This window comes from Bradyrhizobium sp. USDA 4503 (assembly GCF_054055815.1).
The window spans coordinates 8,463,865-8,477,713 of sequence record NZ_JBSRXS010000001.1 but is presented as its reverse complement, the minus strand read 5'-3'; the positions used below and the strand labels follow the sequence as shown (position 1 = coordinate 8,477,713).

Below are 13,849 nucleotides of genomic sequence, written 5' to 3'. Positions count from 1 at the left end.
CTCACCTCCCCTTGCAAAGGGGAGGTCGGATTGCACAGCAATCCGGGTGGGGATCCTGCCTCCACAGACGCCGGCGTCGGTGGAGAGCAACCCCCACCCCGCCCTCCCCCTTTCAGGGGGAGGGAGACAGACGGCGGTGCTCGCCTGACGACAAAAAAGATGCGCACCACCATGGAGATCTCCGATGTCCGGTCCGCTCCATCTCGCACTGATTGTCACAGCACACCTGCTCTGCATGACCTTGTTGGTCGCGCTGTCGGTTTGATAGCGTCCTCTCCGGGCCAGCCCCAGGGAGAACAACAATGAACCTATCAATGAAGGACCGCGTCGCGGTGGTTACCGGCGGCAGCAAGGGCATCGGGATCGCGGTGGCGCGGCGGTTTGCCGAATCCGGCGCCAGGGTCGCGATCCTCGCCCGCGGCGCCGCCGATCTCGCTGCGGCGCGCGAAGCGCTCGCCAGGGACGGCCTTGTGGTACGCGATTATGTCTGCGACGTCGCGAAGGCTTCCGACATCAGCAAGGCCCACGACCAGATCGTCGCGGATCTCGGCAAGATCGACGTGCTGGTCAACAACGCCGGCACGGCACGCACGCTGGCGTTCGAGAGCATCAGCGACGAGGCCTGGCAGGAAGACCTCGACCTGAAACTGTTCGCCGCGATCCGTTTCAGCCGCCTGGTGTGGCCGGGCATGAAGCAGCGCAAATGGGGCCGCATCATCAACGTGCTCAACACCTTCGCCAAGGCGCCGGCCGGCAATTCCGCGCCGACCTCGGTGTCGCGCGCGGCCGGCATGGCGCTGACCAAGGTGATGGCCAATGAAGGCGGCGAGCACAACATCCTGGTGAATGCGCTGCTGGTCGGCCTGATCATGAGCGATCAATGGGTCAAGCGGCATGCTGCCCAGGCGCCGAGCACGGATTTCGGGGAATTCGCCAAGGGCCTTGCCAAGGGCACCCCGCTCGGCCGCATCGGCACGGCGGAGGAGTTCGCCAACCTCGCCTGCTTCCTGGCCTCGGAGCAAGGCTCCTACATCACCGGCACCGCCATCAATGTCGATGGTGGCCGGTCGCCGGTGGTCTAGAACTCCGGTGATCTAGAACTCCGGTCCTGGCTCAGCCAGAACCGGAGCTCCGGATGCTTGCTTTGGCGCGTTTCCACATGCGAGCCGGTGTCCATTGCGCTCGAACACTCTCGCGGGCAGGCAACCTACTGCGGCTGGCTAACGGCTCAAAAGCAAAAGGCCTCCGTCACCGGAGGCCTTTCATCTTAAACCGCGTCCTTGGCGGCCTTGACCGGCCGTGCGCGGACGATCTTCCGGGCCGGCTTGGCCTTGAACATCATCTCTTCGCCGGTGAAGGGGTTGGTGCCCTTGCGCGCCTTGGTCGCAGGCTTCTTGACCACAACGAACTTCGCGAAGCCGGGGACGAGGAACACCCCGGCCTTCTTCAGCTCCTTGTGGCCGACATCGACAAGCGAGTCCAAAACGTTCTTGACGTCGCGCTTGGAGAGTTCGGTGGTGGTCGCGATCTTCTCGATCACTTGCGACTTCGACAGTTGGGTAGCCATGGTTGCTCCATTGATTCTGGAGTGGGCACGATATGGCGGAAAACGCCGAGAAAAACAGTGTTTTCTGCACTCCCCACCACAATATCGCTGTGGACAGCCGCCGAATCAGGGTTTTTTCCAGTGTTTTTTCAAGTCAAGGCGCTTCCGACCCCTAAAATTACAGGGTTTGCGCGGCTTCGGCGCTCCCGAAGCGTCCCTTCGAGAGAATCACCAGACGCAACTCGCGCGGCCCAAACTGCGACAATGCGGCGCCCGATCCGGGTTGCGAAGCGTCGCAATGCGCCACTTCAGGTTTCGGAAACGATCCTCCAAAAGGCCGAGGCATTAGAAAATGACTCGGGTTCCCATTCCATCGTAACATCGCAAAGCGGCGCCACGACCGATCCGGCTGGTCGCCCGATGCAAGCCTTTATGTAAGTACCGGAGACCCGCGTATGGATTTGAGCCGCCTCGAGATCAACCGCCGCACGGCCCTTCTGACCTCGGCCGCGATTGCGGCCAATGTCATCAATCCGATGCGGGCCTTCGCGCAGGAGGCCCCGCGCAAGGGCGGCGTGTTCAACGTCCATTACGGCGCCGAGCAGCGCCAGCTCAACCCGAGCATCCAGGCCTCGACCGGCGTCTACATCATCGGCGGCAAGATCCAGGAGAATCTGGTCGACCTCGACGCCGACGGCCAGCCGGTCGGCGTGCTCGCCGAGAGCTGGGAGGCGACCCCGGACGGCAAGACCGTCACCTTCAAGCTGCGCAAGGGCGTCACCTGGCACGACGGCAAGCCGTTCACCTCTGATGACGTCGCTTTCACCGCGATGAACATGTGGAAGAAGATCCTCAACTACGGATCGACGCTGCAGCTGTTCCTCACATCGGTCGATACGCCCGATCCGCAGACCGCGATCTTCCGCTACGAGCGGCCGATGCCGCTCAACCTGTTGCTCCGGGCCCTGCCCGACCTCGGCTACGTCTCCGCCAAGCATCTCTACGAGAGCGGCGACATCAGGCAGAACCCGACCAATCTGGCGCCGGTCGGCACCGGCCCATTCAAATTCGTCAAATACGAGCGCGGGCAATACATCATCGCCGACCGCAACCCGGACTACTGGCGGCCGAACGCGCCCTATCTCGACCGCATCGTCTGGAAGGTGATCACCGACCGCGCCGCCGCGGCCGCCCAGATGGAGGCCGGCGAGCTGCACTACAGCCCGTTCTCGGGCCTGACGATCTCGGACATGGCGCGGCTCGGCAAGGACAAGCGCTTCGTCGTCCAGACCAAGGGCAACGAGGGCAACGCCCGCACCAACACCATCGAGTTCAACTTCCGCCGCAAGGAACTGGCGGACATCCGGGTCCGCCGCGCCATCGCGCACGCGATCAACGTGCCGTTCTTCATCGACAATTTCCTGGGCGATTTCGCCAAGCTCGGCACCGGCCCGATCCCCTCGACCTCGACCGACTTCTATCCCGGGCCGAACACGCCGCAATATCCCTACGACAAGGCCAAGGCGATCGCGCTGCTCGACGAGGCCGGCTTCAAAGCCTCCAGCGGCAACCGCTTCTCGCTGAGACTCCTGCCGGCACCGTGGGGCGAGGACATCTCGCTGTGGTCGACCTTCATCCAGCAGTCGCTGGGAGAAGTCGGCATCCAGGTCGACATCGTACGCAACGACGGCGGCGGCTTCCTCAAGCAGGTCTATGACGAGCACGCCTTCGATCTCGCGACCGGCTGGCACCAGTATCGCAACGACCCCGCGGTCTCGACCACGGTATGGTACCGCTCCGGCCAGCCCAAGGGCGCGCCGTGGACCAACCAGTGGGGCTGGGAGGACAAGACCGTCGACAAGACCATCGACGATGCCGCCACCGAAGTCGATCCGGCCAAGCGCAAGGCGCTCTATGCCGATTTCGTCAAGGAGGTGAACACCGAGCTGCCGGTCTGGATGCCGATCGAGCAGATCTTCGTTACCGTGATCACGGCCAAGGCGCGCAACCACTCCAACACGCCGCGCTGGGGCTCGACGAGCTGGCACGATCTTTGGCTGAGCGCATGAGGCCACATCTGCGCTAGGCGTGGCGCCCTCTTCTCCCTCGCCCCGCTCTTGCGGGAAGAGGGTCGGGGTGAGGGGCTCGCTCCACGATATTGCTCCATCGATAGACCTGTACCCCCTCACCCGGATCGCATCTGGCGATGCGATCCGACCTCTCCCCGCAAGCGGGGCGAGGTAAGAAGGGGCCGGTGCCCACCCCGAACCGGTGTCCACATCGTTCGAAAACGCTATAGATAAAATATGCGTATCCTGAGCCTTGCGGGGCGGCGGCTCGCCGCCTCGATCCCGACCCTGTTCCTGATCCTGATCGGCGTGTTCCTGCTGCTGCAGCTCGCGCCGGGCGACACCGTCGATGCGCTGATGGCGCAGATGGGCGGCGGCGACGCCGCGACCGCCGAGGCGCTGCGCAAATTCTACGGGCTGAACCTCTCGGTTCCGGCGCAGCTCGGGAACTATCTGTGGCACCTGGTCCGGCTCGACCTCGGCTTCTCCTCGATCTACGGCAAGCCGGTGGCGACCGTGATCCTAGAACGGCTGCCGCCGACCATCCTATTGATGACGGCGTCGCTGTCATTCGCGTTCTTCTTTGGCCTCGTGTTCGGCGTGATCGCCGCGCGCGGTGTCAACCGCTGGCCGGACACGATGATCTCCACCCTCGGCCTGATCTTCTACGCCACGCCGTCGTTCTGGTTCGGGCTGATGGCGATCGTGGTGTTCTCGGTCTATCTGCAGTGGCTGCCGCCGGGCGGCTTCGAGGATATCGGCAACGTCCAGACCGGAATCTGGCGCATGCTGGATATCGCGGCGCATCTGGTGCTGCCGACGCTGACGCTCGGGCTGATCTTCCTCGCGATCTATTTGCGCATCATGCGCGCCTCGATGCTTGAGGTCCTGAACCTCGATTTCGTCCGCACCGCCCGCGCCAAGGGGCTGGACGAGACCCATGTCATTACCCGCCATGTGCTGCGCAACGCGCTGCTGCCGATGGTGACGCTGATCGGATTGCAGGCCGGCACCATGCTCGGCGGCTCGGTCGTGGTGGAGAGCGTGTTCTCGCTGCCCGGCCTCGGCCGTCTCGCCTATGAATCGGTGGTGCAGCGCGACCTCAACACCCTGCTCGGCATCGTCTTCGTGTCCGCGCTGCTCGTCATATCCGTGAACTTCGTCGTCGATCTGCTCTACGCGCGGCTCGATCCGCGCATCGCGGCGGAGGGCTGACGATGGATGCCGTGAAGCGCTACTTCCGCAGCCCGGCCGCGGTGATCGGCCTGATCCTGCTGCTGCTCGTGATCGCGATGGCAATCAGCGCGGGTCTCCTCTATCCGCGCGATCCGCTCGCCCTTGCCGGCCGGCCGCTGATCTGGCCGTTCTCCAATCCGCGCTTCCTGCTCGGCACCGACAATTCCGGCCGCGACATCGCCGCCCAGATCTTCTACGGCGCGCGGATCTCGCTGCTGATCGGCGGCGTCGCCACCGTGATCGCGATCCTGATCGGCATCCTGGTCGGCGCCTTCGCCGGCTATTACGGCGGCTGGGTCGACAATGTGCTGATGCGGATCACGGAAGCGTTCCAGACGCTGCCGAACTTCGTGCTGCTGCTGGTCCTGGTCGCGGTGTTCGGCTCGACCCTGACCACGGTGACGATTGCGGTTGGCGTGGTGTCGTGGCCGGCGCCGGCGCGGCTGACTCGCGCCGAGTTCCTGTCGCTGCGCAGCCGCGAATTCGTGCAGGCCGGCAAGACGCTCGGCATGAAGGACGTCCAGCTCATCCTCGGCGAAATCCTGCCCAACGCGCTGCCGCCCGTCATCGTCTATGCCAGCGTGGTGATGGCGGTCGCGATCCTGCTGGAAAGCGCGCTCGCTTTCCTGCGTCTGTCCGATCCCAACGTCGCCTCCTGGGGCAATCTGATCGGGCTCGGCCGCGATGTGCTCCGGGTGCAGTGGTACGTCTCGGCGATCCCCGGCATTGCGATCCTCGTCACCGTGCTCGCGGTGTCGCTGGTCGGCCAGGGCCTCAACGATGCGCTCAATCCGAGGCTGAAGAGCCGATGAGCGACACGGTCCTTTCGCTCGACGCCCTGACGGTGCGCCTGCCCAAGGGCGCCGACCGGCCGCATGCGCTGTCCGACGTTTCGCTTTCAATTGCGTCGAACGAGATCCTCTGCGTGGTCGGCGAGTCCGGCTCCGGCAAATCGATGATGGCGAACGCCATCATGCGGCTGCTGCCGAACGAGGTGACGATCGAACGGGGCCGGATGATGTTCGACGGCCGCGACCTCTGCGCCGCCGACAGCGCAGAGATGCGCGATGTGCGCGGCGCCGGGATCGCGATGATCTTCCAGGAGCCGATGACCGCGCTCAACCCGCTGCGCACGATCGGTGACCAGATCGGCGAGATGTTTGCGATCCACACCGCTCTCTCGAAGGCCGAGATCAATGCTCGTGTGCTGGCGCTGCTCGAAGACGTCCGCATCCCCGACCCCAAGGCTGCCGCAAAAGCCTATCCGCACGAGCTCTCTGGCGGCCAGCGCCAGCGCGCGATGATCGCGATGGCACTGGCGCTCGACCCGAAGCTTCTGATCGCGGACGAGCCGACCACCGCGCTCGACGTGACGACACAAGCACAGATCCTGAAGCTGATCCGCGATTTGCAGCAGCGCAAGAAGACCGCGGTGCTGTTCATCACCCATGATTTCGGCGTGGTCGCCGAGATCGCCGACCGCGTCGTGGTGATGCAGCATGGCGCGATCGTCGAGCACGGCACGGCCGATGAGGTGCTGAACGATCCGCAGCATGCCTACACGAAGCAGCTGATCGCAGCCGTTCCGCCGCTGAAGGCGCCGCCGCCGCGCATCCTTTCCGGCAAGGACATCCTGACCATCGACGGCGTCTCCAAGACCTACCGCACCGGCGGCTTCCTCGGCCGCGGCGCGCGGATCACGGAGGCCGTCAAGAACGTGTCGCTGCACCTGCCGCGCGGCGCGACGCTCGGCATCGTCGGCGAATCCGGTTCGGGCAAATCGACGCTCGCGCGCTGCATCGTGCGGCTGATCGATCCGGACACCGGGTCGATCGTGCTCGATGGCAAGGACTGGGCAAAGCTCGGCCGCGACGATATCAGGCGCGAGACCCGCCACATCCAGATGGTGTTCCAGGATCCGTTCGCCTCGCTCAATCCGCGCCGCAAGGCGGCCGAGCTGGTGGCGCAGGGACCGATCGTGCACGGCACCGACCGCGCCACCGCGATTGCGGAAGCGCGAAAGCTGTTCGAGCTGGTCGGCCTCGATCCGTCCGCCGGTGACCGCTACCCGCACGAATTCTCCGGCGGCCAGCGCCAGCGCATCGGGCTCGCCCGCGCGCTGGCGCTGAAGCCGGATGTGCTGGTGGCCGACGAGCCGGTCTCGGCGCTCGACGTCTCGGTGCAGGCGCAGGTCTTGAAGCTGCTCGCCGGGCTGCGCCAGCAGCTTGGCCTCTCCATCATCTTCATCACCCACGATCTGCGCGTCGCCGCCCAGATCTGCGATCTCGTCGCCGTCATGAAGGACGGCGCCGTGGTCGAGCATGGGCTGACCGCCGAGGTGTTCGGCAAGCCGCGGCATCCCTATACGCAGGCGCTGCTGTCGGCGATCCCCGGCGGCGCGTTTGCGCGCGAGCACGGCACCGCAACCGTGTAGCCGGGCACGCGCGGCCCTACTCCGCCGCTTGTGGCTTGGGCTCCTCGCGCAGCCGGAAGCGCTTCAGCAATCCGGATACCGTGTCGCGGAAGCCGCCATATTCCAGCTCTGAATAGGGCAGCATCGCAGCGCCGGACCAGCCCTGGCTGCGCATCTCGATCGCCTTGCGCTGCGCGCGCTGGCGAACCTCGTCCCAGGCAAGGTTGTCAAAGAAGTCGGTATAGGACTCCGAGAACTTCCCGTCCCGGTCGATCGAGAAGCCGACGCAGGACACGATCGGCAGGCAATACATCCCCGTCACCGGGGTGTTGAGCGGCACCGGCATGAGCGGCATCACATGCGAGCCGCGCGCATCGCCGCCCACGAAGTGCGCCTTGGCGAAGGGCGAGATGATTTCTTCGGGCGCCGCGAAAATGCCCTGGTTCCTGACGACCGCGACCGGATCATCCTTGCCGGTGTACTTGCCCGCGATGGAGTGAAGGCGCTGCGCCGAAACGGCGACGGCGACTTCGCCATAGGTTTTCGAGACGATACGATCAATGCCGAAGCGCTCGTTGTCGCGAAGCAGCGCCGCAATGTGGTAGCCGTCCGCGGGCGCATCGAGTTCGATCACGCTGTCGCCGGCCGTGTTGTCCATATCGATGATATGGAAACGGAAGCCCTTGATCATCGGGGGCAGCATCAGCCCGGCGCAATACATGGGATCGGCAAAAGCCAGATAGAGCGGCAGGTTGTAGGCACCGGGGCCGCACTTGTCTGCGGCGAACACCATGAAGGACTCCGCGGGTCTCGCGCCCGAGAGGCTGTGGTCGAAGCTGAGCTCGGCGACAGCCGGGCCCGCGCCGCGAACGTTTCCGGACGGGGCGTCGACGAGAAGATCCTGGCCGGCGCCGTAGAGCCCGGAGGTCTTCGCGACTGCAGCGGCCGCGAGAAACGTCTTCCAGGCGAATTGGTGGACTTCGGAGCTCCCTTCGCCCCGCGTGTGCGTCATGATGATCGCAATATCGTCGCCGGTATGGCGCACGAAACCGTCGATCAGGAGACCGTTTTCGATCGCTTTCGCGACCTCCCCTTCGACAGCCGCCATCATGCGCGCAGATGGTTTCGTGTGGCCCCCGACGGAGCCAATGTCAGCCTTGATGACCGAAATGGTGAGTTTCATGAGCATCCCTCCGACCGCAGCGCAGCGCCTTCGCCTCGGCGCTCGCTGCGCCGGGGGCGACGGCGCGCTCATTTGCAAAAAAGAACGTCGTGTGGTGCGACAGGTTCCCTGCGCATATTGCTTGCGGAACTATGGCCCCTCCGTCACCGCGTGTCGATACGGGCTATCGACGCATCTGGAATAGCTCGCCCTGCCCGATGGGGTTACCACCCGCCCTATGAAGCGCGGTTGAGAAAGATCGGCAGGCCCCGCTTGTTGGAATAGAGAGGACGGTAGCGCTCGGTGTTGTACGCGCTTGCGACGTCCAATTTGCGTGGCCCGAGCTTGGCGTCGGGGATCGGCACGAGGTCGTAGCGGCCCTCGACCAGCGCCGACATGAGGCCGGTTTTGCCTTCCAGGATCGCATCGTAAGCCATGTTGCCGAACGTCAGCGCCACAAGCTTGTCGATGAAGTCCGGATCGCCTGACCGCAGGTCGTAGGTGAGGTCAGAGACGATGGTCTCCTCGCCGGTGCGCCGCTTGATCTCGTCCGCGAACGCTTCGGCCACGCTCGCCTTCCTGCGGTGACCGTAGGCGTCAGGCTCGCCGAATTCCTGCACCTTGTAGCCCTCCCACTCGGCGCCCTCGCTGAGCACGATCAGCGCGTAGTTGCTTGGGTTGCCGTGCTTGTCATCGAGGAGAAGCTGGATCAGCTTGTCGAGATTGACCTTGTACTCCGGTATGGCGCATCGGATCGAGGTTGCGTATGCGGTATAGAGTGCCGTAAAGCCGGCATCGCGACCAAAGACGCGGAAGATGCCGATTCGCTCGTGCGAGCCGACGGTGGTGCGCTGGCGCTGGATGGCATCGCTGGCACGGGTGATCGCGGTCGAAAAGCCGATGCAGTATTCGGTGTTGCGAACGTCGTTGTCCATCGTCTTCGGGATGGCAATGATCTTGACGCCTCGCCTGTTGAGCTTGTCCGCGTAGCTGAGCGTATCGTCGCCGCCGATGGCGATCAGATGCTCGATACCGAGCCCCCCGAGGTTCGCGAGCACCTCGTTGGTGAGGTCCCACGTCGTGGTTGCGATGCCACCCTTGGTGCTCTGGGAAGCCGGAAAGTCGCGGCCCGCGAGATGATCGGGCAACTTCTTCATTTTGGAGGGATTGGTGCGGCTCGAGTGCAGCACGGTGCCGCCGCGCCGGTCGATGACGCGCGTATTTTCGCGGTTCAGCGGGATGATGTAATGGGACTTGCTCGACGGGTCGTCGAGGTTCAGGTGCGTGAGGGCCTCCCAGCCTCGGCGGAGACCGACAACCTCGATGTCGTCCTCGCTGCCGCGATAGGTCACGCTCTTGATCACCGCGTTAAGGCCGGGGACGTCACCGCCTCCCGTGAGAATACCAATGCGCTTCCTCGCCATGCCCACCTCCCAGGGTTGCTATCTGGCAATAACGCCTGCGTCGCGTCGGGGTTTCCACAACGCTATCCGCCAACGGCGGAATCCTCGTGATCGCGGCACCCACCCGAACCTGCTTGGGCCCCAATCTTCCAGCGACGTCCTCTCACCAGTCCCCAACTCGGGCGGCTTGCCCCTCCATGCCTCTCGCGTGCATGGCGCGACGTTGCTCCGCGCCTACCGCGAACGGCGCGAGGCGAGGAAATACTCCGCCCATCGCAGCAACTCGAAACGATCGCCCTTGACCAACTCCTGTGCATCGCGGCGCCGGTAGAGCACCAGCATCCAGGGCGCGAGCTTGCGGAGCACGCCGTGCGCCATGTACTGCACCGGCTCGGAGAACGGCAGCGCCAGCTCGCTTTCCGGCACGCCTTGGACCGCGCGCGCCAATTCGCGGCCGAGCGGGATCGTCAGCGCGACGGCACGGCCGTTGCAGCCGGTCCAGCCATAGGCGTTCGGTCCCAACCGGTGCATGCGCGGCAGGAAATCCGCCGTCATCCCGACATAGCCGTTCCAGACATAGTCGAACGAGACCTCGCCAATCTGCGGCCACAAACGCTGCAACCGCTCGGTCACCCGCGCCTTCAGCCGCCCGGTCTTGTCGCCCGGACCGAGCACGGCACCGCCGGTGACGAGGCGATTGCGGGCATCGTAGCGCGCGAAATACAGCTCGCCATGGGTGTCCGACATCGCCTGCCGGCCGGGGATGATGGTCTTGCGCACATTGTCCGACAGCGGCTGCGTCGCCATCTGCCAGGACAGCACCGGCATCACCTCGGTTGCGATCTCAGGCACCAGCGATTTCGCGAACTCGCCGCTATAGGCATTGGTCGCGACCACCAGCGCGCGGCCGGAGATTTCACCCTTTTCCGTCTTCACCACCCAGCGATCGCCGCGGCGCTCGAAACTCGTCGCAGGCGAGCGGGCATAGATTCGCGCACCGAGGCCGAGTACGGTGCGCGCAAGGCCGCGCGCCAGCGCCAGCGGATTGACGTGACCGCCGGTCCTGTTCCAGAAGCCGCCGTACCACGCATCCGAGCCGAGCATGTCCCGGGTCTGATCGCGCGACAGCAATTCGACCGGCGCACCGAATTTCGACCATTGCTGCACCCGCCGCTCGGCGATCTTGATGCGGCCCGGCGAGTGCACCGGCTGCACCCAGCCGGCCTGCTCCTGCTCGGCCTCGATGTTGTAGCGTTTGACGACGTCGAACAGATCAGCGGCGCTGTCGCGCAGCATCGCGACGAAGCGCTCGCCGGCCGCACCGTGCCTCGCGATGATGTCGTCCGGATCGGGACGCGACAGTGTCGGGATCACCTGGCCGTTGTTGCGCCCCGAGGCACCCCAGCCCGGCTCGGCGGCCTCGACGATCGCGACGTCGACATTGGCCTCGCGCAAATGCAGTGCGGTCGACAAGCCGGTGAAACCGCCGCCGATGACGACGACATCGGCCTGCTGCGCGCCGGTCAGCTCGGGGCAATCAGGGCCGAAGGGCGTCACTGCTGCCCAGAGCGAATTGGGCCAGCGCACGGCATTGCTGTTCATCATGATCCTTTCTTGCGGGCGCCCGGTCATTCTGGTTAGCTAATTCTACTCTCCTATTCCAGCCGGGAAGACAACAAGTGGCACTCAAGAACGTCATCGGAATCGATCACGCCGTGGTCATGGTGAAGGACCTCGACAAGGCGGCCGAGAACTACAAGCGGCTCGGCTTCACCGTGTCGCCGCGCGGCACCCATAGCGCGCATATGGGATCGGGCAATTACACCATCATGTTCGACCCCGATTATATGGAATTGCTCGGCGTGCTGACCCCGACCGAACACAACGCTCCGGCGCGCGCCTTCCTCGAGAAGCGCGGCGAGGGCATCGAACGCATCGCGTTCACCGCGGTGGATTCCGCTGCTGGCGCCGAGGAGATTCGCGCGCGCGGCTATGCGCCGATCGGGCCGACCGATTTCGAACGCCCGGTGACCTTGCCGAACGGCACGACCTCCGCGGCGAAATTCCGCACCTTCCAGTGGCCGACCGCGGAGGCGCCCGGCGGCGTCCGCATCTTCGCCTGCCAGCACAAGACCCGCGAGACGGTGTGGATTCCCGAATTGATGACGCACGCCAATGGGGCAAAACGCCTCAAGCAGGTGCTGATCGTCTCGCCCGATCCCGCAGCCGATGCCGCGCATCTCTCCAGGATGATCGACGTCGCCGTCAGGAACGACGCCGACGGTGCGGTTGCGGTGCCGTCCGGCGGCAACCGCGCCGACTTCGTGTTCCTGACCAGGGATCAGCTCGGCAAACGTTATCCCGGCGTATCGCTGGATGGCCTGCCCGACCGCGGCGGCGCCGGCCTCGTGATCGCGGCCGACCTTGCCGCGACCGAGAAAGCGCTGGGCTCAGCCGGCGTGAAGAGCGGCAATAGCATCACCGTGCCGCCGGCTTCCGGCAACGGCACCCTGCTCGCTTTCGTCAAGGCATAGCTGCCATACCATGCGCGGCGCAGCGTTATGCAACGGCGCCGCGCATGTGGGACTAGGCACAGAAAGTTGAGGCGCTAGTATCTCTCCCAAACAAGAACCGTCCAGGGAGAGAAACATGTCGCATCACCTGATCTCGCGCCGGCAGATGCTGGCCGGCTCCGCGGCCGCCGGCGCGGTTGGACTGACCGGATTTCCGGCCCGCGCCGACGTCAACTGGAAGAAATATTCCGGCACCACGCTCGAGATGATTCTCGCCAAGGGGCCGCGCGGCGACAATCTGCAAAAATACATCAAGGAATTTACCGAGCTCACCGGCATCAAGGTCGAGTCGGAGCAGATCCCCGAGCAGCAGCAGCGCCAGAAATGCGTGATCGAGCTGTCCTCGGGCAAGCCGAGCTTCGACGTCGTGCACCTCAGCTATCACGTGCAGAAGCGGCAGTTCGAGAAGGCCGGCTGGCTAGCCGACATGTCGGGCTACCTCAAGGATCCGAGCATGACGCCGCCGGACCTCGTCGAGAGTGATTTCTCGGCGGCCGGCCTCCAATATGCGCGCAACGACAAGGGCCAGATGCTGTCGCTGCCATGGTCGGTCGACTATTTCATCCTCTACTACAACAAGGAGCTGTTCCAGAAGAAGGGCGTCGAGGTCCCGAAGACGCTCGAGGAGATGGCAATCGCGGCCGAGAAGCTGACCGATCCGAAGGAAGGCATCTACGGCTTTGTCGGCCGCGGCCTGCGCAACGCCAACATGGCGATGTGGACCAACTTCTATCTGAACTATGGCGGCGAATTCCTCGATGCCAAAGGCAACATCCTGACCGACGGCCCCGAGGCGATCGAAGCCACCAAGCTCTATCAGCGCCTGCTGACAAAATGCGCGCCTCCCGGCGTCGCCGGCTTCAACTGGATGGAGTCGATGGCGTCCTTCACGCAGGGCAGGTCCGCGATGTGGATCGACGCCGACGGCTGGGCGCCGCCGCTGGAAGATCCCGCCGCCTCGCGCGTCGTCGGCAAGGTCGGCTACACGCTGGTACCCGCCGGTCCCAAGGGCAAGTTCTCCTCGACCTATGGCGACGGCGTCGGCATCGCCGCGGCGAGCAAGAACAAGGAAGCCGCCTATCTGCTCTGCCAATGGGTGGTCTCGCGCGGACAGGGCGCGCGCCTGCTGCAGGCCGGCGGCGGCGTGCCGTTCCGCAACTCCATCGTCGACGATGCCGAAGTCGCCAAGGGCGTGAAGACCAAGGAATGGCTGCAGTCGGTGGTTGACTCCGCCAAGATCTCCAAGCTCGGCCTGCCCGTCATCATCCCGGTCGCCGAATTCCGCGACATCGTCGGCGCCGCGCTGACCGCGACGCTGTCGGGCGCCGATCCGGCCACCGAGCTGAAAAAGGCGCACGAGCAATTCCGCCCCATCCTGGAGCGTAGCGAAAAAGCGTGAGCGTGGTGACACAGACTGAGCCGGCGGCGGCCAGCAAAGCGTTTTCAA

Annotated in this window: 11 protein-coding genes; 7 read left to right on the top strand and 4 right to left on the bottom strand. The window is 64.8% G+C overall.

The annotated features are described in order from the left end of the window. The first annotated feature begins 302 nt into the window (after positions 1 to 302). Positions 303 to 1,082, top strand: coding sequence for an SDR family oxidoreductase (locus ACVMIH_RS39860; protein WP_057015134.1), 780 nt, complete (start codon positions 303 to 305; stop codon positions 1,080 to 1,082). Positions 1,083 to 1,267: 185 nt separating this feature from the next. Here ACVMIH_RS39860 and ACVMIH_RS39855 read toward each other — a convergent pair whose 3' ends face one another. Then, on the bottom strand, positions 1,268 to 1,567 hold the full coding sequence (locus ACVMIH_RS39855) for an HU family DNA-binding protein (protein ID WP_021077434.1): 300 nt from the start codon (positions 1,565 to 1,567) through the stop codon (positions 1,268 to 1,270). 434 nt (positions 1,568 to 2,001) lie between these two features. Here ACVMIH_RS39855 and ACVMIH_RS39850 point away from each other — a divergent pair, with 434 nt between their 5' ends. The 4 genes from ACVMIH_RS39850 (at position 2,002) to ACVMIH_RS39835 (ending at position 7,285) form a co-directional block, all read left to right on the top strand. Then, positions 2,002 to 3,615, top strand: a complete 1,614-nt coding sequence (locus ACVMIH_RS39850; RefSeq protein WP_057015133.1) for an ABC transporter substrate-binding protein — start codon at positions 2,002 to 2,004, stop codon at positions 3,613 to 3,615. A gap of 237 nt (positions 3,616 to 3,852) precedes the next feature. Continuing rightward, entirely contained in the window at positions 3,853 to 4,830 is a 978-nt protein-coding gene (locus tag ACVMIH_RS39845) for an ABC transporter permease (protein ID WP_168857950.1), read from the top strand. A gap of 2 nt (positions 4,831 to 4,832) precedes the next feature. Beyond that, on the top strand, positions 4,833 to 5,663 hold the full coding sequence (locus ACVMIH_RS39840; protein ID WP_456866104.1) for an ABC transporter permease: 831 nt from the start codon (positions 4,833 to 4,835) through the stop codon (positions 5,661 to 5,663). Beyond that, a complete protein-coding gene (locus tag ACVMIH_RS39835) occupies positions 5,660 to 7,285 on the top strand; it encodes an ABC transporter ATP-binding protein (RefSeq protein ID WP_456866101.1) in 1,626 nt (541 codons plus the stop codon). Before ACVMIH_RS39840 ends, ACVMIH_RS39835 begins: the two co-directional genes overlap by 4 nt. A gap of 16 nt (positions 7,286 to 7,301) precedes the next feature. Here the strand turns inward: ACVMIH_RS39835 and ACVMIH_RS39830 are convergent, their stop codons facing one another. The 3 genes from ACVMIH_RS39830 to ACVMIH_RS39820 form a co-directional block, all read right to left on the bottom strand. Next, positions 7,302 to 8,519 (bottom strand): fructose 1,6-bisphosphatase, encoded by a 1,218-nt coding sequence (locus ACVMIH_RS39830; RefSeq protein ID WP_456784220.1) that lies wholly within the window; start codon positions 8,517 to 8,519, stop codon positions 7,302 to 7,304. A 143-nt stretch (positions 8,520 to 8,662) separates the two neighbouring features. Continuing rightward, entirely contained in the window at positions 8,663 to 9,850 is a 1,188-nt protein-coding gene (locus ACVMIH_RS39825) for a 6-phosphofructokinase (protein ID WP_456784219.1), read from the bottom strand. Between the two features lie 213 nt (positions 9,851 to 10,063). Next, positions 10,064 to 11,431, bottom strand: a complete 1,368-nt coding sequence (locus ACVMIH_RS39820; RefSeq protein WP_456785614.1) for an NAD(P)/FAD-dependent oxidoreductase — start codon at positions 11,429 to 11,431, stop codon at positions 10,064 to 10,066. A 77-nt stretch (positions 11,432 to 11,508) separates the two neighbouring features. Between ACVMIH_RS39820 and ACVMIH_RS39815 the strand changes: the two genes are divergently transcribed. Then, positions 11,509 to 12,363: a VOC family protein gene (locus tag ACVMIH_RS39815; RefSeq protein ID WP_456784218.1), complete on the top strand. Its 855-nt coding sequence runs from the start codon at positions 11,509 to 11,511 to the stop codon at positions 12,361 to 12,363. A 115-nt stretch (positions 12,364 to 12,478) separates the two neighbouring features. Beyond that, positions 12,479 to 13,801: an ABC transporter substrate-binding protein gene (locus ACVMIH_RS39810; protein WP_456866098.1), complete on the top strand. Its 1,323-nt coding sequence runs from the start codon at positions 12,479 to 12,481 to the stop codon at positions 13,799 to 13,801. Positions 13,802 to 13,849 lie beyond the last annotated feature (48 nt).